Source organism: Sphingomonas sp. UV9, from assembly GCF_004101245.1.
GTDB lineage: Bacteria > Pseudomonadota > Alphaproteobacteria > Sphingomonadales > Sphingomonadaceae > Sphingomonas.
Genome location: NZ_SCIN01000001.1, coordinates 85,388 through 110,795, shown reverse-complemented (window position 1 = coordinate 110,795; position 25,408 = coordinate 85,388). Strand labels below are relative to the sequence as shown.

Sequence of the window (25,408 nt, the reverse complement as noted above, 5' to 3'; positions counted from 1 at the left end):
GATCACCGGCACACCGCGGGGCGTGCCGGCCCCGACGCCTTGTACGTCAGGATGAATTCGGAATGGCCCAGCGCCTCGGATTTGGTCTGCGCGCCGTTTACGATTCCCGTGATGAGGTCGACGATCTCGGCCCCAACCTCGTCGAGCGTGCCGCGGCCTTCGAGGATGCGGCCGGCGTCGACGTCCATGTCGTCGGCCATCCGGCGATAGGTGTCGGGATTGGCGCAGATCTTCACCACCGGTGAGATCGCCGAGCCGACCACCGAGCCACGGCCGGTAACGAACAGGTTGATATGCGCACCGCTCGCCATCAGCTCGCCGATCTCGGCATTGTCGACGATGTTCGGGAAGCCGAACTTCGGATCGCCGGGCGGCACCACGTCGAGCAGATAGAGGCCCGGACCCGGCACCAGTTCGGCCGGATCGATCACGCCGTCGATCGGGCGGCTCCCCGATTTGGCATAGGCGCCGGCGGATTTCTCCTCCTGGCTCGACAGGCCACCCTCGGCGTTGCCGGGCGCGAAGCTGCCATAGCCCATCGCACGGTAATAGGTTTCGGCCTTGTGGACCGAGGCGATCAGTGCGTCGGCGACCGCAGGCGTCGCGGCGCGGCTCGCCATATGGCCCTCGCAGCCGATCATCTCGCCGGTCTCCTCGAAGATGCACGCCGCGCCCGCGTCGATCAGCGTGTCGAAAGCGCGGCCGACCGCCGGGTTGCCGGTGATCCCGCTGGTCCCGTCGGACCCGCCGCAGATCGTGCCGATCACCAGTTCGGACATTGCCATCGGCACGCGCTGCGCGCGCGCATCGGCCTCGGCCCGGACGCGCTCGACCGCGGCCATGCCGGTCGCGATCGCCGGGCCGGTCCCGCCGACGTGCTGGATCACCACCGTCTCGACCGGCCGGCCATTCGCGCGCGCATTGGCAGCCAGCGCCTCGCGGTTGAAGCTCTCGCAGCCCAGCGACAGCAGCACGACGCCGCCGACATTGGGGTGCGTGGTCAGCGCCTTCATCATCGCCAGCGCATAGTCGTTGGGATAGCAGCCCGGAAAACCGATCAGCTGGACGCGCGGGTCATCGATCTTGTCGACGATCCGCCGCGCGACGTGGTGCGCGCATTCGACCAGATACACGACCACGATCGCATCGCGGATCCCCTTGCGGCCATCGGCGCGCAGCCAGCCGGTCATCGTCCACTCGTTCTGGGTCACGTCGTTCATGAATGATCTCCTGCCGCGTCACGCAGATGCGCCGGGATATAATCGCTTTGCATGTTGTGCATGTGCACCCAGCCGCCCGCCGGGACATCCGCCGTGGCCGAGCCGATCGGCATGCCATATTTTACGATCTTGTCGGCTTTTTTCAAGGACGATACTGCGATCTTATGACCGAGATTGACGATCTCCGTGATCGGCAGCGCAACGCCTTCGACGTCGATCGTCTCGCCGGGTGTAAGATTGCGGCAGGCCACCGCGACGTTGTCGCTCGGTGACAGGCGGATCGCGGCGGCGGTCATGCCACCAACTCCGGCGTCGGCGCATCGTCGCGCAGCAGCCGTGCCGCGCGCAATTCCTCCCAGAACGCGGGTGGGATCTGCTCGTGGTATAAATCGACCGTCTGCGCGACGCGGGCCGCGCTACCGATCCCCGGGATCACGCTGGCGACGAGCGGATGCGCGAGCACGAAGGCGAGCGCGGCGGCCGGCAGGCGGACCTGATGCCGATCGGCGATCGCCTCGATGCCGCGGACCCGCGCGAGCACCGGCTCGGGCGCGGGGCCATAGTCGTAATGGATCATGCCGCCGCGCCGGGTCCCGGTCGCGAGGATGCCGCTGTTGTACGGCCCGCCGATGACGATCGACGTACCCGCCGCCGCGCACGCGGGGAACAGCGCATCGAGCGCATCCTGTTCGAGCAGCGTGTAGCGCCCGGCGAGCAGGATCGCGTCGAGCCGTGCCTCGGCCATGACGTCGAGACAGACCTGGATCTCGTTCACGCCGATCCCGAAGCCCGCGATCGTCCCCTCCTCGCGCAACCGTTCGAGCGCTTTCAGGCCGCCGCCTCGGGTCAGCTGTTGCCAATAGCCGTCCGCGGCGTCGCCATGCGTGTAGCGACCGATGTCGTGGACATAGAGCAGGTCGATCTTCGCCACGCCCATCCGCTGCAGGCTGTGCTCATGGCTGCGCAGGATGCCGTCATGCGTGTAATCGTAGCGCATGCGGAACGGCATCGGCGAGCGGAAGCCGTCGCGTTCGCGGTCGTCGGTGATCGCGGCGTCGGGGTCCATCAACCGGCCGACCTTGGTCGAGACGATCGTGTCCGGCTGCAATCGCAGCGCATCGCCGACGCGCCGTTCGGACAACCCGCGGCCGTAATGCGGGGCAGTGTCGACATACCGCAGCCCCGCGACGAGCGCGGCATCTACCGCGGCCCGCGCCTCGGCGTCGGCAACCGGCGCGTAAAGATTGCCGAGCGAGGCGGCACCGAAGCCTAGTTCGGGCAGCGACAACGCGGTGCGGCCGATCGGCCGATGGGGAATAAGGGTCACAGGTCGAGGTCCAGTCGATAGATACGGTTGGCGTTGCGGCCCCACAGGTCGGCGCGCTCGTCGTCGCTGCGATCGGCCAGCAGCGTCTCATAAGCCCCCAACGTCTCGTCCAATGACGCGAACAGCCGGTCGGTGGGGAAATTGGTGGCGACCATTACCCGCCGGGTGCCGAACAGATCGATCACCTCGGCGACGATGTCGGCAAAGGCGGCGGGATCGAACGGCGCGTGGATGAAGCCGGCGCCCGACAGCTTGATCGACACCTGCGGCATCGCCGCCAGCGCGGTCACCCCGGCGCGCCACTGCTCCAAGCCGTCGCCGGGGATCGGCAGACCGAGATGATTGACGATGACGGGAACGTCCGGATGCAGCGCCGCAATCGCGACGAGCCCGGGGAGTTGCGGCGGGAAGCCGTGGAAATCATAGCTGAGGTCGTGATCGGCGAGCAGCCCGAAGCCGCGTCGCCAAGCCGGATCGATCGTCAGATCGCGCGGATAGGCCTGGCGCGCGGCATCGGGATGCCAGTTGACCAGATGGCGGATGCCGCGGACGCGTGGCCGCGCCGCCTGCCGCGCGAGCAGCGCCTCGACGTCGGGATCGTCGAGTTCGACCCGCGCGATGATCGCACTCGGCAGGCCGTCCGCGTCGGCGACGATGTTCAGCCAGTCGGTCTCGCGCTCGCCGTCGTCGGAATGCGCGCCGGCGTCGACATGCACCGCCCCCGCCAGATTCCACGCCGCCGTCGCCGCGCGGTGATCGGCGATCGTGTAGGTGGCGGCGATCGGTGCGGTATCGGGCTCGTCGAGCCAGGGATAGCGCAAGCCATCCCTGTCCCAGAGGTGCAGATGCGCGTCGACGAACGGCGGCCGGGTCATCTTAGCGGCGGGGCTGCCAGGCGACGAAGTCCTGCCGCTGCTCGCCCAGCTTCTCGATCCCCAGCGTGACGACGTCGCCCGCCTTCAGATACCAGGGCTCGGGCTTCTGGCCCATGCCGACGCCGGGCGGCGTGCCGGTGGTGATGATGTCGCCGGGCTCCAGCGTCATGAACTGCGAGCAATAGGCGACGATCTCGGCGACCGAGAAGATCATCGTCTTCGTGCTGCCGTCCTGCCTGCGCGTGCCGTTGACGTCGAGCCACATCGACAGGTTCTGCGGATCGCCCACCTCGTCGGCGGTGACGAGCCAAGGGCCAACCGGGCCGAAGGTCGGAAAGCCCTTGCCCTTGTCCCAGGTCGCGCCGCGTTCGAGCTGCCAATGGCGTTCCGACACGTCGTGGACCACGCAGTAGCCCGCGACATGCGCGAGCGCGTCGGCGGTTTCGACATACTCGGCGCGGGTGCCGATGACGATGCCCAGTTCGACTTCCCAGTCGGTCTTCTTCGAATCGCGCGGGATGACGACCGGATCGTTCGCGCCCTGCAGACAGCTGACCCATTTGTTGAAGACGACCGGCTCGGCCGGGATCGGCAGGTTCGACTCCGCAGCGTGATCGGCATAGTTCAGGCCGATCGCGATGAATTTCCGCGTGCCCGAAACCGGCACGCCGTAGCGCTGCTCGCCCTCGACCAGCGGCAGCGTGGCGGGGTCGATCGCGGCAAGCTTGGCGAGCGCCTCGGGCGCCAGCGTCTCGGCGGTGATGTCGGTGTGACCGGTCAGCGAGCGCAGGCGGCCATCCGCATCGATCAGGCCCGGCTGTTCGTGTCCCGGGGCACCATAGCGGCAGAGTTTCATAGATTATCCTTTGCAGAAACCAGAATGGAACGATCGATCTTGGCGATCGTGTTGACGCCGGTGAGCGTCATCGCGACGCGCATTTCCTTTTCGATCAGGTCGAGCAGTTGCGCCACGCCCGCTTCCCCTTTGGCGGCGAGCGCATAGAGCCAGGCGCGGCCGAGCAGCACGCCATGCGCGCCCAGCGCCAGCATCCGCACCACGTCGAGACCCGAGCGTACGCCCGAATCCGCCAGTACGGTCAGCCGGTCGCCGACCGCATCGGCAATCGCCGGCAGCGCGCGGGCGGTCGACAGCACACCGTCGAGCTGACGCCCGCCATGGTTGGAGACGACGATCCCGTCCGCGCCGACATCGGCCGCCGCGCGCGCGTCGTCGGGATCGAGGATACCCTTGATGATCAGCGGGCCGTCCCACGCGGCGCGGATCCAGTCGAGATCGCGCCACTGGATCGACGGATCGAAATTGGCGCCGAGCCAGCCCATGTAATCGTTCATCCCGCTTGCCTTGCCCAGCACGGGTTCGAGGTTGCCGAGCCGGTGCGGACGCCCGCGCAACCCGACATCCCACGCCCAGCCGGGCCGGCCGATCGCCTGCAAGATCCGGCGCAGCGGCGCGTGCGGCCCCGACATCCCCGAATGCGCGTCACGGTAGCGCGCACCCGGCACCGGCATGTCGACGGTGAACACCAACGCTTCCGCCCCTGCCGCTTTCGCACTGGCGATCAGGTCGCGCATGAACCCGCGATCGCGCAGCACATAGAGCTGGAACCACAGCGGGCCGTCTGTGGCCCGGCGAACCTCGTCGATTCCGCACAACCCGACCGTCGACAGCGTAAACGGCAGACCGCGCGCGTTGGCGGCGCGCGCCGCCTGCGTTTCGCCGCGGCGGCGGTACATCCCGCTGATCCCGATCGGCGCGAGCGCCACGGGCAGCGGCATCTGGCGCCCGAACAAGGTGGTCGACAGATCGATCGTCGCGACGTCCTGCAACACCCGCTGGCGCAGCGCGATGTCGCCGAGGTCGGCCGTGTTGCGGTGCAGCGTCTGCTCGGCATACGCGCCCCCGTCCGCATAATCGAACAGGAAGCGCGGCAGCCGCGCCTTCGCCGCACGCCGGAAATCGAGGGTCGAGGCGGTCGTCACCATCGCATCAGGCCATGCACCAGCCGCCGTCGATCACGTGCAACTGGCCGGTGGTGTATGCGCTCTCGTCCGAGGCGAGATACAGCGCCAGCGCCGCGACCTCATCCGCGCTGCCGAGGCGGCCCATCGGCTGGCGCGCGATGAACGCGGCGCGTGCCGCGGCCTCGTCCCCGGTCGCCGCAAGCCGCTCGTCGAGCGAGGGCGACTGCACCGTGCCCGGGCAGATCGCGTTGCAGCGGATGCCCTTGCCGACATAATCGAGCGCCACCGAGCGCGTGATGCCCGCCACCGCCGCCTTCGACGCGCAATAGGCGTAGCGGTTGCCGACGCCGATAACTGCGCCTGCGACCGACGACATGTTGACGATAGAGCCGCCGCCGCGCGCGATCATCGCCGGCAGCAGCGCGGTCAGCATGTGCGTGATCGCATGGACGTTGAGGTCGAACGACAGGTCGTAGCCCGCGTCCGCGGTCTCGAGCAGCACGCCCGCATCGACGAAACCCGCGCAGTTGAACAGCACGTCGACACCGCCTGCACTATCGGCAAATGTTCTGATGGCGGCGCGATCGGTCAGGTCGATGACATGCGTAGTGCATCCGGCGAGATCGGCCAGCGCCGCCGCGTTGCGATCGAGCGCGAGCACCTCGGCGCCCTCTGCGGCGAACAGCGCCGCCGCCGCGCGTCCGATTCCCTGGCCGGCGCCGGTCACGATCGCGCGCTTGCCCTTCAGTCTGTCCACGTCATGTCTTCCTTTTCAAAGAGTCAGGATACGCGCGCGGTCGAGCCGCGAGCGTAGAGCGCAAAGGCGAACACCGCTGTGAAACACGCGGCCGGCACCAGCATCGCATGCGTGATCCCGGCGCGATCCGACACCCAGCCCATCAGCGCGGTCAGCGCCGCGCCGCCGATGATCGCCATGACGATCAGCGACGAGCCAGCCTTGCGGAGCGGCCCGAGACCTTCGACGCCGAGCGCGAAGATCGTCGGAAACTGGATCGACATGAACAGGCTGGCGGCGACCAGCGCGTACAGGCCGATCGTGCCGCCGACGATGCCGGCGAACGCGGCGAGCACCAGCGTGATCGCGGAGAAGACCGCGAGCAGCGCGACGGGCGCGATCCGCGACATCAGCGCGGTGCCGACGAAGCGCCCGCCCGCGAACAGCACCAGCGACACGAACAGCGCATCGGCACCGGCGCGTTCGCCCATCCCCGCATTCGCCTGTGCATAGCGGATCGTATAACTCCACAGCCCGACCTGCGCGCCGACATAGAAAAACTGCGCGATGACCGCGGCGACCAGTTGCGGGCGACGGAACACATCGGCGAAGCGCGCGCTCGATTGCCCCTCGGCCGGCTGCTCGACGCTGCCCCGCGGGAACGGCACCAGCGCAGCGGCGACCGCGAACAGCAGCACGACCACCGCGATCGCGACATAGGGCATCACCACCGCCTGCACTTCGGCGCGGTAGAAGGCGGCGCGCGCCACGTCGCTCATCGCCGCCAGGCTGCGCTCGTCATGCTCGATGCCCGACAGGATGAAGTTGCGCCCGACCAGGATCCCGGTGATCGCGCCGAGCGGGTTGGCCGCCTGCGCCCAGTTGAGGCGGCGCGCTGCGGTGCGCGGATCGCCCAGTTCGGTCATCAGCGGGTTGGCGGAGGTTTCGAGAAAGGCGAGGCCGCACGCGATCACGAACAACGCGAGCAGGAACAGCTGGTACATCCCGGCGATCGCGGCGGGATAGAACAGCAGCGCGCCGCACCCGTACAGAGTCAGCCCGGTGACGATCGCGGTCTTGTAACCGAACCGCCGCATCACCGACGACGCCGGGATCGCGACGACGAAATAGCCGAAATAGAAAACCTGCTGGACGAAGCTGGTGCCGAAATCCGACAGCGCGAACGCCTTGCGAAACTGCGCGATCAGGATGTCGTTCAGATTGTTCGCCATCCCCCACAGGAAGAACAGGCAGACGGTGATCACCAGCGCGGTCACATAGCGGCCGCCGTCCGGCTCGCCCGCGGGATGACGCGCGGCCTGGGACTCGATCATCGGCGGCAAGGCCATCCTGTCTCTCCAGTGTCTGTCGTTGCGACGGCCGCCGGGACCATCGTCGAACGCGCAACTGCGGGCTACCGCACCCACGCAAACGAGATTATCTTTTCACAAGCGAGAGCTACCGAAGCGCTTGGGGTTTAGCAAGTCAACCTCTTGCCCGGGTGGAATGGCCGGTGGGAGGCGCCGATGGGATGAAGCGTGGCGTTGACGCTAGGCTCACTGGTCGCCCAGCGCGTAGATGCGGTGCATCGGCACCCATTTCTCACCGTCCTCCGCGCAGGCCAGCGGTCGCTGGAAGCGATCCATCGCCGCTTCCCAGCGCGCGTCGATCGCCTTGCCTTCCGCGTCGAGGTCGCGCGGCCAGTCTTCGGCGACGTCGGCGATCATGAACAGGCGATCCGCCGCGCGCCAGATCTCCATGTCGAGAAACCCCTTCGCGCGGATCCCCTGCGTCACTTCGGGCCAGACCGCGCCGGGTGCGTGGGCGGATTCATACGCGGCAATCAGATCTGCGTCGTCGACCAGATCGAGCGCGAAACACACGCGGCGAGTCATTCTTCTCTCCTGTTTCGACCCCGAACCCGCAGCAATCCGAGCCGCACATTCGAATTTCAATTGCACATATGATATAGCCGTATCATGCAGCGTCAATCGACGAACCCTGCGAGCCCGGCTGCTGGCCAGGCCAATAGCCGGTCGACGCCGCAAAACGATCTTGGAGGACAGCGATGAAGGCATTGGTCTGCACGGCGCCCAACGCGGCGCGCATCGAGGACCGTCCGGCGCCACAGGCCGGCGAGGGCCAGGTGCTGCTGCGGATGCGGCGGGTCGGCATCTGCGGCACCGACTATCACATCTTCGACGGCAGCCAGCCGTTCTTCACCTATCCGCGCCTGATCGGCCACGAACTCGCCGGCGAGGTGGTCGAGGCGCCCGCGGACAGCGGCCTGACGCCCGGCCAGATCGTGACGGTCAATCCGTACATCGCCTGCGGGACGTGCGTCGCATGCCGGCGGGGTCGACCCAATTGCTGCGCGCGGATCAGCGTGCTCGGCGTGCATGCCGATGGCGGCATGACCGAATTCCTCGCGGTGCCGGTCGGCTCGATCGTGAAGACCGACGGCCTGACCGTCGACCAGGCGGCGATGGTCGAATTTCTCGCGATCGGCGCGCACGCGGTCCGCCGCGCCGCGATCGAGCCGGGCACGCGCGTGCTGGTCACCGGAGCGGGTCCGATCGGCATCGGTTGCGCGCTGTTCGCCAGGATCGCCGGCGCCGCGTCCGTGACGCTGCTCGATCGTAGCGCCAAGCGGCTCGCGACCGCCGCCGAGCGGTTCGGTTTCGACGGCGGCATCGTCGCCGGCCCGGATGCGGCCGCCGACCTGGCGCGGCTGACCGACGGCGAGATGTTCGACTATGTCTTCGACGCTACCGGCAGTATCCAGGCGATGAAGGCGGGCCTGTTCAACGTCGCCAACGCCGGCACCTATGTGCTGGTCGGCCTGTGCCTCGACGATCTGGTCTTCGCCGACCCCGAATTCCACAAGCGCGAGACGACCTTGCTCGCCAGCCGCAACGCGCTCGCGGCCGACTTCGATCATGTCATCGCCTCGATCCGCAACGGCTCGATACCCGCCGACCGGTTCCTGACCGACCGGGTCGATCTCGACGATGCGCCGCGTGAAATCCCGGCGCTGATCGCCCGACAGGAGGATGTCTTGAAGGCGATCGTCACCATCTGATCGCGGGGCCGACGCGCACGCGGGACGGGGCGCGGGCCTTCCTTGGCAAGGCGATTGCCGCTAGGCTTTGCGTTCAGAACCGGGGTCGATGGAAACTATGGCGAAGCAGGACGGCGAACCGGCGCAACGCAAGGGCAGCTACAATGCGCCCGCGCTCGACAAGGCGTTCCTGATCATCGAGCTGCTCGCCAACAATCCGCAAGGGTTGCTGGCCAGCGAGATGGCGACCGCGCTGAAACGGTCGCTCGGCGAACTGTTCCGTATCGTCGTGGTCATGGAAGAGGCAGGCTATCTGCAGAAATCCAAGGTCACGGACCGCTACACCGTGACCTACAAGTTCCTCGACGTCGCCTATCGCGCCACGCCAGCGCGCAAGCTGGTGGTCACCGCGCAGCCCGAGATGCAGATGCTCGCCGCGGCGATCGGCCAGTCGTGCCATCTCGTGGTGGTGCAGCGCGCCGAAGGCCTCGTCATCGCGCGCGAGGAAAATCCCGGCGTGCGCGGCTTCGCGCTGCGCGTCGGTGCGTCGATCGATCTGGTCCGCAGTTGCTCGGGCAGCGTCATCCTCGCCTTCACGCCCGAGGATGCGGCCGAACGGCTACTCGCGCGCGCGTCGGCGTTGCGCAAGGAGCCGGTCGGACAGGCCGCGCTGGCCAAGACGCTCCAGAAGGTCCGTACCCAGGGCCACGGCCTGCGCGAAAGCCCGGTGACGCGGGGCGTCACCGACATCAGCTGCCCGATATTCGGCTTCGACGGCGAGTTGCTGGCGGCGCTGACCGTGCCGTTCCTGGAGTTGATCGACGGATCGCAACTCGTGTCGATCGAGGAAGCGTGTGCGGAGTTGAAGCAGACCAGCCAGCGGATATCGATCGCCCTGGGCTGGCAACCGCCGCGCGACGCCTGAGGCGACCCGCCTGTAGCAAAACGGGTCGGCGTCAGTCCGGCTTCAGCGCATCGTGAGCGCGACGATCTGATCCCGCGCACTGCCGAGCGCCGGCAAGCCGGACAGCGTGACCTGTCCGTTGCTCGTCGCCACCTTGACCCCTGCGCCGCCGTCGAACAACCGGGCGGACGCGACGGCGCCCTTGATCGGCAGCATCACCTGCCCGCCATGCTCGCGCATCAGATGGACGTACACCGTCTTGCCGCGCTGCGTGGTGACGCCCCAGGCACCCGGCGCGGCCGGCCCATCGCCGGTGTCGCAGCCGTCGCATCTCCGATGGCATCAGCCCTGCATACTTCTCGCGCCGGGCGTAGAATGTCGCGTCGCCGATCCCCGCCTTCCGACAGACCTCACCGATCGTCTTGCCACCCTCGGCTTCGTTCAACGCTCACGCGATCTGCGCCTCGCTGAACTTCGATCTCTTCAATGCTCACACCAATATTTGACCCTCAGCTCCAAACTGGAATGCTTTAGCTCGAAACGGTCCAGGAAACGGGCAGCAGGTCACGACTTGGACCGTTCGTTGCGGTGAGCAATTTCGTCGCGCAGGATCTCGCTACGGCGCCTCTCTTCCCTTCAAGACCCATGAACGGTCCAGCGCATTTCCGCTGCTCGACCCGCAAATCCGCCGACGCTCTCAAACAAAATATTGGACGATAGCCCATGTCTGGAATATTAGACATGCCATGGCCCGCCATAGCGGACCGCGGGGTTGGTCGAGAGGAGCAGGATTATGAAATCAGCATCCACGATTCGGTTTGGACATGTCGCCCTTTGCGTCGCGCTTTCGGCAACGGCGCTCACCGCCTGCTCGAAAAAGGCGCCCGAGGAGCCCGCCGCGCGCGAGACCGCTGCCGCCACGCCGGAGGCCGCTACCGCGAACGCCGCGGCTTCGGCTGCGACGCCGACGGCAACCGCGTCGGCCGCCGCTCCGGCAGCCGACAATGTCGACACGCTCAGCGGCGTCACTTTTGCCGGCTACACGGGCGATGCCGCCAAGGGGAAAACCGCGTTCATCACGTGCAAGACCTGTCACGCGGTCGAGGCTGGCGTGAACAAGATCGGCCCCTCTCTGCATGAAGTGGTCGGCCGGGCCGCGGGCACGGTCGCCGGCTACACCTATTCCGCCGCCAACAAGAATAGCGGAATTACCTGGACCCCCGAAAAGCTGTTCCAGTATCTCGAAAAGCCGCAACGCGTCGTCCCGGGTACCAAGATGGCGTTCCCGGGCATTCCTGATCCGCAGAAGCGCGCCGACGTGATCGCCTATCTGCAAGCCGGGGGCTGAGCAAAACCGCCGCTTCTGCCCCACCGGTCCCGCTCGCACCGATCGCAGCACCGGTGGGGCCGGGAAAAGGTCCGCGTCCGTAACGCCAGGGCGGGTCCCGCGCGCCGAAATAGCCGACATCTACCCCCGCGCCGTCCGCGCGAGATCAAGGAGATGGACCGGTAGCGACGCGATGAGCGGCACCGCGATCCAGCGCCAGTCGAGCCCGGTCAGCGCGGCGCGCAGCGCGAACAGCATCAGCATGCCCGGCGCCAGCCGAAGCCCCGCGGTCGCCATGCTCCACCCCTGACGTCGCAACCAGAGAAGTTCGAGGCCGATCACCCCCAGCACGATATCGACCGCGTGCCCGCTGGCGAACAACCAGGTCAGGGAAAGGGCCCGTTGAGCTGGACGATCGCCAGATTGAGGTAGCCCGCGAACCCCACCCACAGCAGATAAGGCAGCAACAGCGCTGCCGCAGGCCGCGAATGCCGGGCCAGCACGACGATCAGCGCCAGGATCGACACCCAGAGCACGACTATTTCCGCGACCGCCCAGTCGGGCCGCTGGAGTCGAAAGAAGACGAGGCTCCACAAGATGCTGAGAAACCCGTTGCCCGCAAACAGTCCGAGCAGCCATTCACGCTCGCGCCACCCCGCAATCGCCCGCCACCCCGTCACGCCCGCCAACGCCGTACAACTGTAGATCGCGGTCCAGGCCAGCCCATAGGCGGCGTCGGGCGGAGCCCAGTGCGGCTTGAGCAAACCGCCATACCAGGATCCGGTGTCGATGATCGTCGCGCCCACCAGCGCCACGAGCATCGCCAGCAACGCTGCGATGCACACCGGAAAGATCCACACCCTATCCACCGCGCATCAACTCGCCGTCTGCAGCAGATGCCGCATGTCCTTGACGAATATCCGCACATAGGCGAGCGGACGCGCATAGATCAGCCGCTTGTTCATATAGGCGTGCCAGGTCAAATGCTGGACGTCGGCATCGGCGCACATCGCCACGAACCGCTCGCGGCGGCGATCGTCGCGGTACCAGAAATGCTGCATGATCGCGAGGATCCGGAACACCAGCCCGTGCGCGCGCATGAACCGCCGCCGCGCCGCGCCGAGCGCCCTGGGGTCGCCGCTGGCAAGGAAGACTTCGACCGCCTCGGCGGCGAACCGCGCGGACAGCATCGCGTAATAGAGCCCCTCACCCGACGCCGGCGCGACCGCCCCCGCGGCATCGCCGACCACCAGCACGTCGCGGCCATTGTCCCATCGCCGCAACGGGCGCAGCGGGATCGGCGCGCCCTCGCGACGCAGCGTCACGCACGACTCGAGTCCGAGCCGCGCGCGTAACCGGCTGGTCGCGTCGCGCAGACCATGCCCCTTGTGCGCACTGCCGACGCCGATGCTCGCAGTGTCGCCGTGTGGGAACAGCCAGGCGTAGAAATCGGGCGAGAATTCGGCTTGATAGAAGACGTCGCACCGTGCGCGGTCGAACGTCGCGGTGCCGGGCTGCGGCATGCGGATCACCTCGTGGTAGGCAAAGACGCACGGGTTGCGCACCGCATCGGCGAACAGCGCCTGGGCGACGCGCGACCGGGCGCCATCCGCGCCGATTACGCAGCGCGCGCGGACGCGATGATCGCCCTCGTCATCGGTATAGCAGACCTGCGCGCCGCCATCGCGGTCGCGGACGATCGCATCGAACCGCCCGGTGCGCCGTTCCGCGCCCTGCCCGGCGGCACGGTCACGCAACCACTCGTCGAACGTGTCGCGGTCGACCATGCCGACATAGCCGCCCGCGCCGCTCGGATCGACCGGCATGTCGACCGTACGCCGCGACGGCGCGATCATCCGCGCGGTTCGTGCACGCCCGACGATCAGATGGTCGGGGATTGCGAAATCGTGGATCAACCGCGGCGGGATGGCGCCGCCGCACGGCTTGATCCGGCCCGCGCGATCGAGCAGCAGCACCGATCGCCCGGCCCGCGCGAGTTCGGTCGCGGCGGTCGCGCCTGCCGGGCCGCCGCCGACGACGACGCAGTCATAGGTCGTCATGCCGCCGCCTCCCGCGCGCGCGCGCGTCGCGACAGCCGCTGCTGGCGACCGGGCCTGCGCATCGCCAGCCCCGCGGCGACGACGAAGACCAGCGCCTCGACCAGGAAGACCAAAGTGAAGACGGTGGCGGGTGACCCGATCCGGCTCCGCCCGAGATCGACGCCCACCGCGCCAAGCAGCCCGCCAAGACCGAAGGCGATCGCCTGCGCCGCGCCCCACACGCCCATCCGGAGCCCCGCCTGCCTCCGCCCGTCTGCCTGCACGCTTCCTGCCAGCGTCATCATCGCGCCGATCGCCGCGACCGCGAAGACGCCATTGGCCATGCCGAGCAGCGCGACATTGGCGGTCAGCGGCCATCCCGGCCCGATCTGCGCCGCCAGCGCGAGCCCCGCCAGCGCCGCCGCCGACCCGAGACACCCGCCAACGATCCACCAGCGCAGCCCGCGCGCCTCCCCGGCGTTAATCCCGCCGGCAATCCCGCCAGCAATCCCGCCGCCGCCAAACGCCCCGCCGCCGACCCCCGCGACGATCATCCCGACAAGCACACCGCCATGCTGCACCCCGGCCAGCTGTGTCGAGGCACCCGGCGCAAGCCCGAAGACCAGCCCGGCGAACGGCTCGAGGATCAGGTCCTGCATCGCGTAGGCCAGCATCGAGACGAAGACGAAGAGCGTGAAACGGCGCGCCTCGCCATCGTCCCAGATCGTCTGCAACGCCGTCATCAGCGCAGCCGAACGCTCCCCCGGCCGAGACGCATCGACCGGCGTGGCAAGCCCCCTCGATGGCACAGCCCCCTCGACTCCAAGGAGCGCCACCACCGCCAGCACGAACGCGCACCCCGCGACGCCGGCCGCAACCCGGGCCAGCCGCGCTGCGGAAAAGGGGTCGAGCAACGCCCCCGCTATCCCCGCCGTCACCGCGATCCCCGCGACCATCATGATCCAGGTGATCGCCGCCGCCGCCGCGCGCCGCTCGGGCGAGACGCGGGTCGCGAGCAACGCAAGCAGCGACGTCCCCGCCGCGCCGACGCCCATGCCGATCATCGCAAACGCGGCAATCGCCAGCGCCAGCCCGCCGGGCGCGCGTGCGGCGAGCAGCGGCAGTGCACCGACCGCGAGCAAGGCGCCGAGCGCAAGCACCGCCATGCCCGCGACGATCCACGGGGTCCGCCGCGCGCCGCGATCCGAACCATGCCCCCAGACCGGTCGCGACAATTGGACCGCATAATGCCAGGCGACCAGACCGGCGGGGAGCGCCGCGGGGAGCGCATATTCCACCACCATCACACGGTTCAGCAGCGAGGTCGCCAGCATCACGATCGCGCCGATCGCGCTCTGCACCAGCCCCAGCCGCACGATACCAAGCCAGCCGAGCGGGACCGCGCTCACAACCCTGCCACTCCGCCGAGCCCGAACGCCGACGCCAGCATACCGAGGACATAAAGCGTCGTACCGGTCGCATTATACCACGGGGTATTGCCTAGCGGATCGCGCAGCAGCCGCACCATCAGCGCCAATTGCCCCGCCAGCAACGCCGCGACCATCACCGCGACAAGCCCGTGCCCCCATAGCGCCAGCAGGCCGATCACCGCGACCTGCGGGACCGCCATGACGATACAGGCCAGCCGGGCGGCGCGATTCACCCCCAGCACGACCGGGAGCGAGCGCAACCCCATCAACCGATCCCCCTCGACCGCCTTGAAGTCGTTGAGCGTCATGATGCCGTGAGCGCCGGCTGTGTAGAGGCCGAGAATGACCAGCACCGCAGCGTCGGGCCAGCCGCCCGTCATCGCCGCCGCACCGGTAAACCAGGTCAGCCCCTCATAGGTCAGCGCGACCACCGCGGGCCCCCAGATCCCGCTCGCCTTGAACCGGAATGGCGGCGCGCTATACGCCCAGGCGCAAACCAGCGCGACGCCGGTCGCCGCGAACACCAGCGGCCCCATCGCCGCCCCCACCCCGGCCGATATCAGGCTGCCCGCGATCGCGATCCACAAGCCCCAGGTGCCGGCGATCCGCCCCGACGGGATCGGGCGCAGCGGCTCGTTGATCGCATCGACATGGCGGTCGAACCAGTCATTGGCCGCCTGGCTCGTCCCGCAAACCAGCGGCCCCGTCAGCAGCGCACCTCCAAGAATAAACGGCCAGCGATCGCCGAGCGGAACACCCGACGACACGACCCCGCACAGGAACGCCCAGATCGGTGCAAACCAGGTGACCGGCTTGAGCAGTTCCAGCACGTCGCGCGCCGCGGGCGGCGGCATCGCGACACGGGAAGCGGACAGGCGATCCATGCCGCAAAACTAGGATCAGACACCCGTATGTGTCAACATGTGTTGACACCAGTGTCGATGACGTTCGGTCGCTCAGCCGTCACCCGACACGAGATTGCCAAGCCCGTGGCGGTGCAGCTTCGAATAGAGGCTCTGGCGACTCACGCCGAGCACCTCCGCCGCGGACGCGCGATTGTCCGACGTATAGGCCAGCGCCGCCTCGATACAGAGCCGCTCGATCAGATCAGTACTCTCCCGCACGATTTCCTTCAGCGACATGCGGCCGACCAGCTCGGTCAGCTGCTCGACGGATCGCGGCGTATCGTGCGCGACCAGCGGCACCTGGCGCAGGCGGCGCCCGACATGGCGGATCGTGAAGCCGAAACACTCGCTGCCGCCCATCGGCGCGACCACGCCGGACACCTCGATCTCGGCCTGCGCACCCGCTGCGCCGCGCAGGATCGTCGCGACGTTGCGGACCGAGCCATGTTCGCGAAGCTGCGCGACGATCAGCTCGAGGTCGATGCCCGGACGGCCCAGCCACGCGCCCAGCCGGGCGCCGATCAGCCGCTCGATCGACGGCATTTCGGTCAGCTCGACAAAGGCGGCGTTTGCGGTCAGCACCGTCAGGTCGCGATCGACCAGCACGAACGAATCGGGCATGCGCTCGACCACGTCGCCGAGCGTCGCCTCGTGCCGCCGCGGACCGACGACCGGCTCGACCGCTTCGATCCGGACGATCAGCGACGGGCTGCGCGCCTGACGGAACAGCTTTGCATCGATCCGCACGTCGATCGCCCGATCGAGCAATCGCAGCGCAACCGGTGCGACATCGTCCGCCGCCTCCGCCGCACCGAGATGCGCGACCAGGTCGTCGCGATCATGCGGGTCGACGATCGTGCTGACCGGTGCGCCGACCAGCGTATCGGCGACGGCATCGAGCATGCGCAGCGCCGCCGGGTTCGCTTCGCGGATGCGGCGCGACCCGGCGTCGACGATCAGGATCGCATCGGACGCCATGTCGAACAGCATCCGGTACCGCGTCTCGGCCTGACGCAGGCGGATATAGTCGCGCTCCAGCGCCTGTTGCGTCTGCAGCAACCGCTGTTGTGTAGCCGCCGCGCCACGCAGGTCGCGACCGATCGCGACCAGTCGATCGGGTGTCCCCAGCGACATCACCAGATAGCGAACCGGCACGTCGCCGCCCGCCGCGGCGTGCGTTACCTCCCGCCAGCGCGCTGGCTCGGTGCTGCCTGCCGCCGCGAGCATCTCGGCCGCCTTGGGACGGCTTTCGACCGACATCGTGTCCATCCAGCGCTCGCCGACCCAGCCGGCAAGTCCGTGATTGGCGAGATCGCCCTGCGACACCGCGACATCCAGGATCCGGCCATCGGCGGCGAGGATGAAGGCGACGTCGCCGACGGCCGCGAGCAGCGACGCGGCCACACGCGCGCTCAAGGCCCCGGGCGCAGCGTCGGGGCGGGCGAAGGCCAGATGCGGGGAAGAAGCGATAGTCTTGTCCATCGACGAGCGTCGCGCTCCAATCTGCAGCAATCAATTACACGCCGTGGTCCCCCATGCGCTTTCGCGGAGAAGATCGCCGGCCATTTTCAGCGCTAGTTTCGCATCGGACGCGGTACCATCGGCGCCGACTCGCGTCGCCAGATCCGGGTCTGCAGTGAAAATCACGCCGCCGACCATGATGCAGACACGGGGATTTCGTGAAACCCTTCGCAACGCAGCAATGATCGATGCAAGTCCGGCGATATGGCAGTCGCAACTGATCGTCAATCCGATCATATCGAACCAATCCGCAGCCGCGGCATCCAGCAGCACGGGCGTTTCCGCATCGCTGATCCGGTCCGTCAGCCAGCCACCATGCCGAAAGACCTCGTCGAGGACGATCGTCCCGAAACTATGATGATCGCCCTGTAACGACACGAACAATGCCCGATGCCTGTCGCCCGCCTCTGTCCGGATGCCGGGCGTGCGACCGGCAATCTCGTGCACGACTTCCTGCAGCCGCCACAACCCCATCGTGACATCGACGAAATCGCAGCGATCATCATCCCAATATTCGCCAAGCAGACGCGCGGCGGGCGCAAGCAGATCGACCATGACCGTCTCCACCGAGACACCGCGGTCGAGAATCGTCTCGATATGGGCAAGCAGGTGGTCGGCATCGACCTGCATCACCAGCGGCGCGAAGATGCCCACCTCGACGCTGTTGATCGGGCCATCCGTCCCGATCTCGGCGGAGGGTATCGCCGCATTGGCATGCGCCGCCATCAGACGGGGAATGATCTCGCATTCGATCAGCGCGGACAGCGCGGACAGCGGGCGGTCATAGTCCCCGGCGTCGCGACGCGACCCCGGACCAAGATCTCGGCGACCATCGCTCCAGTCCCGACGTGAAAACGACCCGGCACTCCACCGGAAACCGCGCGAAAAGTGAGTAACCGCTGCCATTACCGGCTCTCCCCAGCCTGGTCGACACGCCAACAACTACAGACCGGGACCTGCATTTGGCAGAATAGCGGCGACTCGCAGCATATCTTACTTGCGAATGACTGACAACTAGGCCGTTTTGCTGCGGCGCACAATGTGTTCCGGAAACTAGACGTCCATTTGTGTTGACACTTTTCGGGAGAGGGGCGTAAGGTCCCAATCGAAACTTGGGCAGGCGGGGCGCGATGCGAGCGAACGACCTTTCTCCGGCACATCGACAGGGCGGCTTGGCCGTCCCGGGCTACGGCCAAGCATCCGCCGCGCTTTACACGCCGGAACAGCGCGACCGCCGCGACTCGTCGGGCTGGACGCTGGTCCAGGGAGTGCTCGCACCGATCCAGTTCCTGATCTTCGTCGTCAGCCTGACGCTGGTCCTGCGCTATCTCGCGACGGGCGATGGCGTGGTCGCCGCCACGATATCGATCGTGGTCAAGACAGGCGCGCTCTACGCGATCATGATCACCGGCGCGATCTGGGAGAAGCAGGTGTTCGGTCAATGGCTGTTCGCCCCCGCCTTCTTCTGGGAGGATGTGGTGAGCATGCTCGTGCTCGCGCTGCACACCGCCTATCTCGTCGCGCTGGCCCGCGACTTTGGCAGCGAGGCGGGACGCATGTGGCTCGCGCTCGCGGCCTATGCGAGCTACGTGGTCAATGCCGCGCAGTTCCTCATCAAGCTGCGTGCCGCGCGGTTGCAGCGCGCACCGGCGGGCATCGTCGCGTCATGACCGCCCCGCTTTCCACCCCCCTGCCCGGCGCCCCGCATTTCGGCCGGACCGGCTGCGATACCGCGCCCGTGCTGCGCGAGCGCGGCCAGCGCGAGGTGTTCTGCGGACTTACCGGAATCATATGGCTGCACCGCAAGATTCAGGATGCGTTCTTCCTCGTCGTTGGCTCGCGGACCTGCGCGCATCTACTGCAATCGGCAGCGGGCGTGATGGTCTTTGCCGAGCCGCGCTTCGCCACCGCGATCATCGAGGAGCGCGACCTGGCGGGGATGGCGGACTGCAACGACGAGCTTGATCGCATCGTCGACCAGATGCTGCTGCGCCGGCCCGATATCAAGCTGCTGTTCCTCGTCGGCTCCTGCCCGTCGGAGGTGATCAAGCTCGACCTCTCGCGCGCCGCGGCCCGGCTGTCGGTCAAGCATGGCGGTTCGACCCGGATCCTCAATTATTCGGGTAGCGGGATCGAGACGACCTTCACCGAGGGGGAGGATGCCTGCCTCGCGGCGCTGGTGCCCGGCCTCGCCGCCGATGCATCGGCCGCGCCGAGCCTGATGATCGTCGGCGCGCTGCCGGATGTCGTCGAGGACCAGTTCCTCCGGCTGTTCGATGCGCTCGGCATCGGCCCCGTCCACAGCCTGCCCGCACGGCGCGCGGGGGCGATGCCGCCGGTCGGGCCCAACACGCGCTTCCTGCTCGCCCAGCCGTTTCTCGGGGAGACGGCGCGCGCACTCGAGGATCGCGGCGCGACACGACTCGACGCGCTGTTCCCGTTCGGTGCCGAGGGCACGACCGACTGGCTGCACGCCGCGGCCCGGGCGTTCGGCGTCGACGCGATGCAGTTTCGGCGCACGATCGCGCCCGGCCGCGAACGCGCCAAGCGCGCGCTCGCGCATGCACGCCCGCTGCTCGAGGGACGGCGGATCAGCTTCCTCCCCGATTCCCAGCTCGAAATCCCGCTCGCGCGCTTTCTCGCGACCGAGCTCGGCATGGTCCCGGTCGAGGTCGGCACCCCCTATCTTCACCGCCGCCACCTCGCGCGCGAACTCGCGCTGCTGCCTTCCGCGACTCGCCTGAGCGAGGGGCAGGATGTCGATCGCCAGCTCGACCGCGTCCGCGCGGACCGCCCCGACCTCACCGTCTGCGGACTTGGCCTCGCCAACCCGCTCGAGGCGGAGGGGCTGACGACGAAATGGGCGATCGAGCTCGTCTTCTCGCCGGTCCATGGCTTCGACCAGGCGGGCGACCTTGCCGACCTCTTCGCGCGACCGCTGCGGCGGCGCGACCTGCTGAGGGTGTGATGCAGCTGACCGTCTGGACCTATGAGGGACCACCCCATGTCGGCGCGATGCGGATCGCGACCGCGATGGAGGACGTGCATTACGTCCTCCATGCGCCGCAGGGTGACACCTATGCCGACCTGCTGTTCACAATGATCGAGCGGCGCGGCAAGCGCCCGCCGGTCACCTACACGACCTTCCAGGCGCGCGATCTCGGCAAGGATACCGCGGCGCTGTTCCAGACCGCGGCGCGCGATGCCTATGCGCGCTTCACGCCGGGCGCGATGCTGGTCGGCGCCTCGTGCACCGCCGAACTGATCCAGGACGACCCCGCCGGGCTGGTCGCGGCGATGGACCTGCCCTGCCCGGTCGTCGCGCTCGAACTCCCCAGCTATCAGCGCAAGGAGAATTGGGGCGCGTCGGAGACCTTCTACCAGCTCGTCCGGACGCTCGCCGCGAACCCCGCGCCCGCCCGGGCACCGGCGCGTCCGAGCGCCAACATCCTCGGTCCGACCGCGCTCGGCTTCCGCCACCGCGACGATGTGATCGAAGTCCGCCGCATCCTGGATGCGCTGGGGATCGCGGTGAACGTCGTGGCGCCGCTCGGCGCGACCACCGCGGACATCGCCCGGCTGCCCGAGGCCGATTTCAACATCTGCCTCTATCCCGAGATCGCCGACACGGCCTGCCGGTGGCTTGCGCGCGAGCACGGCCAGCCCATTGTCACCACCGTGCCGATCGGCCACGGCGCGACGCGCGATTTCATCGCCGAGCTGGCGGCGTTGACGGGGATCGATCCGACGGCGATCGATCCGACGGGCGCCTGCGACCCTGGCCATCTGCCCTGGTGGAGCCGCTCGGTCGACTCGACCTATCTGACGGGCAAGCGCGTCTTCATCTTCGGCGATGCGACGCATGCGATCGCCGCCGCCCGCGTCGCGCGCGACGAACTCGGGTTCGAGGTCGTCGGGCTCGGCTGCTACAACCGCGAATTCGCCCGCGACCTGCGCGCTGCCGCGGCGCAGTACGGCGTCACGCCGCTGGTCACCGACGACTATCTTGCCGTCGAGGAGGCGATCCAGGCGCTGCAGCCCGAGCTGGTACTCGGCACGCAGATGGAACGGCATATCGCCAAGCGGCTCCGGATCCCCTGTGCGGTCATCTCAGCCCCCGTCCACGTCCAGGATTTCCCCGCGCGCTATTCGCCGCAAATGGGGTTCGAGGGCGCGAACGTGCTGTTCGACACCTGGGTCCATCCGCTCGTGATGGGGCTGGAGGAGCATCTGCTGACGATGTTCCGCGACGATTTCGAGTTCAGCGACATGGCCGGCCCGAGCCATCTCACGCCCCCCCCGGCGGCGCGCGAACCCGCGCCGCCGGCGGTATCGCCGGAGGCTGCGTCCCGCCCCGCCCCTGACGCCAAGCCCGCACGCGTCTGGTCCGCCGATGCAGAGCGCGAGCTGCTCAAGATCCCCTTCTTCGTTCGCGGCAAGGCGCGTCGCAACACCGAGCGGTTCGCCGCCGAGCGCGACGTCGCAACGATCACGATCGACACGCTCTATGATGCGAAGGCCCATTATGCCCGATAACGCCATCCGCCGCCCGGTCCCGCTGCATGTCGTGATCGTCACGCTCGACAATCACCTGTCGGGCGCCGCCGAACGCGCCGCCGCGCGGTTCGCCGCGGACGATACCGGGATCACGATCGGCTTCCACGCCGCGGCCGACTGGGATCGGGGCAGCGGGTCGCTTGATCGCTGCATCGCCGATATCGGCCGCGCCGACATCGTCATCGCGACGATGCTGTTCCTCGACGACCATATCCGCGCGGTCCTCCCCGCGCTGACCGCACGCCGCGAGGCCTGTGCCGCGATGGTCGGGCTGATGTCGGGCAGCGAGATCGTCCGGCTGACCAGGCTCGGCGACTATCGCATGGACAAGCCGGCCAGCGGTCCGCTCGCGCTGCTCAAACGGTTGCGCGGATCGGCCAAGCCCGGCGGCTCGTCGGGCGCGGGGCAGATGCGGATGCTGCGCCGGCTGCCAAAGATCCTGCGGTTCATCCCCGGCACCGCGCAGGACGTCCGCGCCTATTTCCTGACGCTGCAATATTGGCTCGCGGGCAGCGACGACAATGTCGTCGGGATGATCCAGGCGCTCGCCGGCCGCTATGCGGGCCACGCGGTCCGCGCCGTGGCGCCGCACGACTATCCCGAGGTCGGCGTCTACCATCCGGCGATACCGGGCCGGATCGCCGACCGGGCGGACGCGCTGCCCAGCGTCGGGGGCACGCGCGGCACGGTCGGGGTGCTGATGCTGCGCTCCTATCTGCTCGGCCGCGACACCGGTCATTATGACGGCGCGATCGCCGCATTCGAGGCACGCGGGCTGCGCGTGATCCCCGCCTTTGCCAGCGGGCTCGACTCGCGCCCCGCGATCGAGCGCTTCTTCATGACCGACGGCGTGCCGATCGTCGATGCGGTCGTCTCGCTCACCGGTTTCAGCTTGGTCGGCGGCCCCGCCTATAACGATGCCGAGGCGGCGGAGGCGATCCTCGCGACGCTCGACGTGCCCTATGTCGCGGCGCATCCGCTCGAATTCCAGTCGCTCCAGCAATGGGGCGCGGGGCGCCAGGGGCTGTTGCCGCTCGAGGCGACGATGATGGTTGCGATCCCCGAACTCGACGGCGCGGTGATCCCGAGCGTGTTCGGCGGCCGCGCCGACGGATCGGGCGCCTGCACCGGGTGCACGCGGCGCTGCACCTTCTGCGAGACCGGGCTGACGCGCGAAATGCGGTCCTGCCCCGACCGCGCCGAGGCGCTGGCGGGCAAGGTCGCGCGCCTGGTCGACCTGCGCCGATCCGAACGCCGCGAACGCAAGCTCGCGGTCGTGCTCTTCAATTTCCCGCCCAATGCCGGCGCGACGGGCACCGCGGCGCATCTCGCCGTCTGGGAATCGCTCCACGCGACACTCGCCGCCCTCGCGGCCGCCGGCTATGCGGTGGAGGTCCCCGCAGATGTCGACGCGCTGCGCGAGGCAGTGCTCCACGGCAATGCCGCGCGCTACGGCTCTGATGCCAACGTCCATGCGCGTATCCCCGCCGACGACCATGTCCGGCGAGAGCCGCATCTGGCCGCGATCGAGGCGCAATGGGGCCCCGCGCCCGGCCGTCAGCAGAGCGACGGCACGTCGATCCACGTCCTCGGCGCGCAGTTCGGGCAGGTGTTCGTCGGAATCCAGCCCGCCTTTGGCTATGAGGGCGACCCGATGCGGCTGCTGTTCGAGGGCCGCTTCACCCCCACCCATGCATTCAGCGCCTTCTACCGCTGGCTGCGCGAGGATTTCGCAGCGGACGCGGTCCTGCATTTCGGCACACACGGCGCGCTCGAGTTCATGCCGGGCAAGCAGGCGGGGCTGAGCGGCGACTGCTGGCCCGAACGGCTGATCGGCGATCTGCCCAACTTCTATCTCTATGCCGCGAACAATCCGTCCGAAGGGCTGATCGCCAAGCGCCGCTCGGGCGCGACTTTGATCAGCTATCTGACGCCGCCGCTCGCGGAAGCGGGGCTCTACAAGGGCATGACCGAACTCAAGGCGCTGCTCGAGCGGTGGCGCGCTTCGCCGTCGGAGCCGGAGCGCGACCTGCTCGATCCGATGATCGTCGCATCGGCAGCCGCGCTCGATCTCGACGCGAGCGACCTCGATGCCTTGTCGGCCAACCTCTACGAAGTCGAACGCGAGCTGATCCCCTACGGGCTGCATGTGCTCGGCCAGCCGCTGCCCGAGCCGATGCGCGCGCAGATGATCGCCGCGGGTGCCGATCCGTCGCTTTCGTCCGACAATCCCGAACTCGGCGCGCTGATCCATGCGCTCGATGCGGGGTTCGTCCGCCCGGCGCCCGGCGGCGACGTGCTGCGCAACCCCAAGGCTCTGCCGACCGGGCGCAATATCCACGGATTCGACCCGTTCCGGATCCCCGGGAGCTTCGCAATGGCGCAGGGCCTCGCACAGGCCGACGAGGTGATCGCGCGCCACACCGCGACCGGCGCGGCCTTCCCCGAGACGCTCGCCATGGTGCTCTGGGGTACCGACAATCTCAAATCGGAAGGGACGCAGATCGCGCAGGTGCTCGCGCTGATCGGCGCACGGCCGCGGTTCGACGGCTATGGCCGGCTCGCGGGCGCCGAACTGATCGCGCTCGACGATCTCGGCCGCGCGCGGATCGACGTGATCGTGACGCTATCGGGCATCTTCCGCGACCTGCTGCCGCTCCAGACGCGGATGATCGCGGAGGCCGCATGGCTCGCCGCGACTGTCGACGAACCGCTCGCGCGCAACGCAGTGCGCCGCCACGCGCTCGCTTATGCCGAGCGGACCGGATGCGAGCTCGAAACTGCGGCGCTGCGGGTCTTCTCCAATGCCGAGGGCGCCTATGGCGCGAACGTCAACCTGCTGATCGACGACGGCGCATGGACCGATCCCGACGAAATCGCCGAGGTGTTCGAACGGCAAAAGGGCTATGCCTATGGCCGCACCGGCACCCCCGCGCGCCAGGCCGATCTGTTCAAGGCCGCGCTGGCCGGTGTCGATCTCGCTTATCAGAACCTCGACTCGGTCGAGCTCGGGGTCACGGATATCGACCATTATGTCGATGCGCTGGGCGGGATCAGCCGCTCGATCACGCGCGCGCGCGGCAGTCCGGCACCGGTCTATATCGTCGACGCCACGCAAGGCGCGACCAAGGTCCGGACGCTGTCCGAACAGGTCGAGCTCGAGACACGGACCCGGATGCTCAACCCGCTCTGGTACGAGGCGATGCTTAAGCATGGCTTCGAAGGCGTCCGCAACATCGAGGCGCACGTCACCAACACGCTTGGTTGGTCGGCGACGACCGGGGACGTCAGCCCGTGGGTCTATCAACGGATTAGCGAGACCTATGTGCTCGACGACGCGATGCGGGAACGGCTGGCGACGCTGAACCCCAAGGCGTCGGCGCGTGTCGCCAACCGCCTGATCGAGGCAAGCGATCGGCATTTCTGGTCACCCGACGCAGCAACGCTGGCCGCACTCCATGCGGCAAGCGACGACCTCGAGGATCGCCTCGAGGGTATCACCGCGGTCGCGGCATAAGGACGA

At 68.1% G+C, this 25,408-nt stretch carries 24 protein-coding genes and 1 pseudogene; 7 read left to right on the top strand and 18 right to left on the bottom strand.

Annotated features, from left to right (window positions below):
• Nucleotides 1-2 precede the first annotated feature (2 nt).
• From EQZ23_RS00440 to EQZ23_RS00400, 9 genes are all read right to left on the bottom strand, one after another.
• Nucleotides 3-1,220, bottom strand: a complete 1,218-nt coding sequence (locus EQZ23_RS00440; RefSeq protein ID WP_240663078.1) for a UxaA family hydrolase — start codon at nucleotides 1,218-1,220, stop codon at nucleotides 3-5.
• Nucleotides 1,217-1,516, bottom strand: a complete 300-nt coding sequence (locus EQZ23_RS00435) for a UxaA family hydrolase (RefSeq protein WP_128452539.1) — start codon at nucleotides 1,514-1,516, stop codon at nucleotides 1,217-1,219. The genes EQZ23_RS00440 and EQZ23_RS00435 overlap by 4 nt, the downstream gene beginning before the upstream one ends.
• A complete protein-coding gene (locus tag EQZ23_RS00430; RefSeq protein ID WP_128452538.1) occupies nucleotides 1,513-2,547 on the bottom strand; it encodes an aldo/keto reductase in 1,035 nt (344 codons plus the stop codon). The genes EQZ23_RS00435 and EQZ23_RS00430 overlap by 4 nt, the downstream gene beginning before the upstream one ends.
• Entirely contained in the window at nucleotides 2,544-3,422 is an 879-nt protein-coding gene (locus tag EQZ23_RS00425; RefSeq protein ID WP_128452537.1) for an amidohydrolase family protein, read from the bottom strand. The genes EQZ23_RS00430 and EQZ23_RS00425 overlap by 4 nt, the downstream gene beginning before the upstream one ends.
• A gap of 1 nt (nucleotide 3,423) precedes the next feature.
• Nucleotides 3,424-4,278 carry a fumarylacetoacetate hydrolase family protein gene (locus tag EQZ23_RS00420; RefSeq protein WP_128452536.1) on the bottom strand — a complete coding sequence of 285 codons (855 nt, stop codon included), beginning with the start codon at nucleotides 4,276-4,278 and terminating at the stop codon, nucleotides 3,424-3,426.
• Nucleotides 4,275-5,423 (bottom strand): FMN-dependent L-lactate dehydrogenase LldD, encoded by a 1,149-nt coding sequence (gene lldD, locus EQZ23_RS00415; protein WP_128453496.1) that lies wholly within the window; start codon nucleotides 5,421-5,423, stop codon nucleotides 4,275-4,277. The genes EQZ23_RS00420 and lldD overlap by 4 nt, the downstream gene beginning before the upstream one ends.
• A gap of 7 nt (nucleotides 5,424-5,430) precedes the next feature.
• A complete protein-coding gene (locus tag EQZ23_RS00410; protein ID WP_128452535.1) occupies nucleotides 5,431-6,162 on the bottom strand; it encodes an SDR family oxidoreductase in 732 nt (243 codons plus the stop codon).
• A 23-nt stretch (nucleotides 6,163-6,185) separates the two neighbouring features.
• A complete protein-coding gene (gene fucP, locus EQZ23_RS00405; RefSeq protein WP_128452534.1) occupies nucleotides 6,186-7,475 on the bottom strand; it encodes an L-fucose:H+ symporter permease in 1,290 nt (429 codons plus the stop codon).
• A 222-nt stretch (nucleotides 7,476-7,697) separates the two neighbouring features.
• Nucleotides 7,698-8,036 carry an L-rhamnose mutarotase gene (locus tag EQZ23_RS00400; RefSeq protein ID WP_128452533.1) on the bottom strand — a complete coding sequence of 113 codons (339 nt, stop codon included), beginning with the start codon at nucleotides 8,034-8,036 and terminating at the stop codon, nucleotides 7,698-7,700.
• 173 nt (nucleotides 8,037-8,209) lie between these two features.
• On the opposite strand from EQZ23_RS00400, the gene EQZ23_RS00395 reads away from it, so the two are divergent.
• Together EQZ23_RS00395 and EQZ23_RS00390 are read left to right on the top strand one after the other, a co-directional pair.
• Nucleotides 8,210-9,223, top strand: coding sequence for a zinc-binding alcohol dehydrogenase family protein (locus EQZ23_RS00395; protein WP_128452532.1), 1,014 nt, complete (start codon nucleotides 8,210-8,212; stop codon nucleotides 9,221-9,223).
• An 88-nt stretch (nucleotides 9,224-9,311) separates the two neighbouring features.
• Nucleotides 9,312-10,127, top strand: coding sequence for an IclR family transcriptional regulator (locus tag EQZ23_RS00390; protein ID WP_346427800.1), 816 nt, complete (start codon nucleotides 9,312-9,314; stop codon nucleotides 10,125-10,127).
• Nucleotides 10,128-10,169: 42 nt separating this feature from the next.
• Here EQZ23_RS00390 and EQZ23_RS19675 read toward each other — a convergent pair whose 3' ends face one another.
• Complete coding sequence (locus tag EQZ23_RS19675) at nucleotides 10,170-10,361, bottom strand: hypothetical protein (protein WP_164913330.1); 192 nt, start codon at nucleotides 10,359-10,361, stop codon at nucleotides 10,170-10,172.
• A 61-nt stretch (nucleotides 10,362-10,422) separates the two neighbouring features.
• Nucleotides 10,423-10,551: pseudogene (locus EQZ23_RS20125) on the bottom strand (transposase); the annotation flags it as partial.
• A gap of 348 nt (nucleotides 10,552-10,899) precedes the next feature.
• Between EQZ23_RS20125 and EQZ23_RS00380 the strand changes: the two are divergent.
• Nucleotides 10,900-11,454 (top strand): cytochrome c family protein, encoded by a 555-nt coding sequence (locus EQZ23_RS00380; protein WP_128452530.1) that lies wholly within the window; start codon nucleotides 10,900-10,902, stop codon nucleotides 11,452-11,454.
• 120 nt (nucleotides 11,455-11,574) lie between these two features.
• On the opposite strand, the gene EQZ23_RS00375 is transcribed toward EQZ23_RS00380, so the two are convergent.
• From EQZ23_RS00375 to EQZ23_RS00345, 7 genes are all read right to left on the bottom strand, one after another.
• Nucleotides 11,575-11,814: a hypothetical protein gene (locus EQZ23_RS00375; protein WP_240663077.1), complete on the bottom strand. Its 240-nt coding sequence runs from the start codon at nucleotides 11,812-11,814 to the stop codon at nucleotides 11,575-11,577.
• A gap of 5 nt (nucleotides 11,815-11,819) precedes the next feature.
• Entirely contained in the window at nucleotides 11,820-12,293 is a 474-nt protein-coding gene (locus tag EQZ23_RS00370; RefSeq protein WP_346427799.1) for a TspO/MBR family protein, read from the bottom strand.
• A 15-nt stretch (nucleotides 12,294-12,308) separates the two neighbouring features.
• Complete coding sequence (locus EQZ23_RS00365; protein ID WP_128452529.1) at nucleotides 12,309-13,493, bottom strand: geranylgeranyl diphosphate reductase; 1,185 nt, start codon at nucleotides 13,491-13,493, stop codon at nucleotides 12,309-12,311.
• A complete protein-coding gene (locus tag EQZ23_RS00360) occupies nucleotides 13,490-14,881 on the bottom strand; it encodes a BCD family MFS transporter (protein ID WP_240663076.1) in 1,392 nt (463 codons plus the stop codon). Before EQZ23_RS00360 ends, EQZ23_RS00365 begins: the two co-directional genes overlap by 4 nt.
• Nucleotides 14,878-15,786 carry a chlorophyll synthase ChlG gene (gene chlG / locus EQZ23_RS00355; protein ID WP_128452528.1) on the bottom strand — a complete coding sequence of 303 codons (909 nt, stop codon included), beginning with the start codon at nucleotides 15,784-15,786 and terminating at the stop codon, nucleotides 14,878-14,880. The genes EQZ23_RS00360 and chlG overlap by 4 nt, the downstream gene beginning before the upstream one ends.
• 72 nt (nucleotides 15,787-15,858) lie before the next feature.
• Nucleotides 15,859-17,223, bottom strand: a complete 1,365-nt coding sequence (ppsR, locus tag EQZ23_RS00350; RefSeq protein ID WP_240663075.1) for a transcriptional regulator PpsR — start codon at nucleotides 17,221-17,223, stop codon at nucleotides 15,859-15,861.
• Nucleotides 17,224-17,319: 96 nt separating this feature from the next.
• Nucleotides 17,320-18,234 carry a cobalamin B12-binding domain-containing protein gene (locus EQZ23_RS00345; RefSeq protein WP_128452526.1) on the bottom strand — a complete coding sequence of 305 codons (915 nt, stop codon included), beginning with the start codon at nucleotides 18,232-18,234 and terminating at the stop codon, nucleotides 17,320-17,322.
• 224 nt (nucleotides 18,235-18,458) lie between these two features.
• Here EQZ23_RS00345 and bchF point away from each other — a divergent pair, with 224 nt between their 5' ends.
• From bchF to EQZ23_RS00325, 4 genes are read left to right on the top strand one after another with little or no spacing between them, the layout of a single operon-like run.
• Nucleotides 18,459-18,998 (top strand): 2-vinyl bacteriochlorophyllide hydratase, encoded by a 540-nt coding sequence (bchF, locus tag EQZ23_RS00340; protein ID WP_128452525.1) that lies wholly within the window; start codon nucleotides 18,459-18,461, stop codon nucleotides 18,996-18,998.
• Complete coding sequence (locus EQZ23_RS00335; RefSeq protein WP_128452524.1) at nucleotides 18,995-20,296, top strand: ferredoxin:protochlorophyllide reductase (ATP-dependent) subunit N; 1,302 nt, start codon at nucleotides 18,995-18,997, stop codon at nucleotides 20,294-20,296. The genes bchF and EQZ23_RS00335 overlap by 4 nt, the downstream gene beginning before the upstream one ends.
• Complete coding sequence (bchB, locus tag EQZ23_RS00330) at nucleotides 20,296-21,864, top strand: ferredoxin:protochlorophyllide reductase (ATP-dependent) subunit B (protein WP_128452523.1); 1,569 nt, start codon at nucleotides 20,296-20,298, stop codon at nucleotides 21,862-21,864. The genes EQZ23_RS00335 and bchB overlap by 1 nt, the downstream gene beginning before the upstream one ends.
• Entirely contained in the window at nucleotides 21,854-25,402 is a 3,549-nt protein-coding gene (locus EQZ23_RS00325; protein ID WP_128452522.1) for a magnesium chelatase subunit H, read from the top strand. Before bchB ends, EQZ23_RS00325 begins: the two co-directional genes overlap by 11 nt.
• The last annotated feature ends 6 nt before the right edge of the window (nucleotides 25,403-25,408 follow it).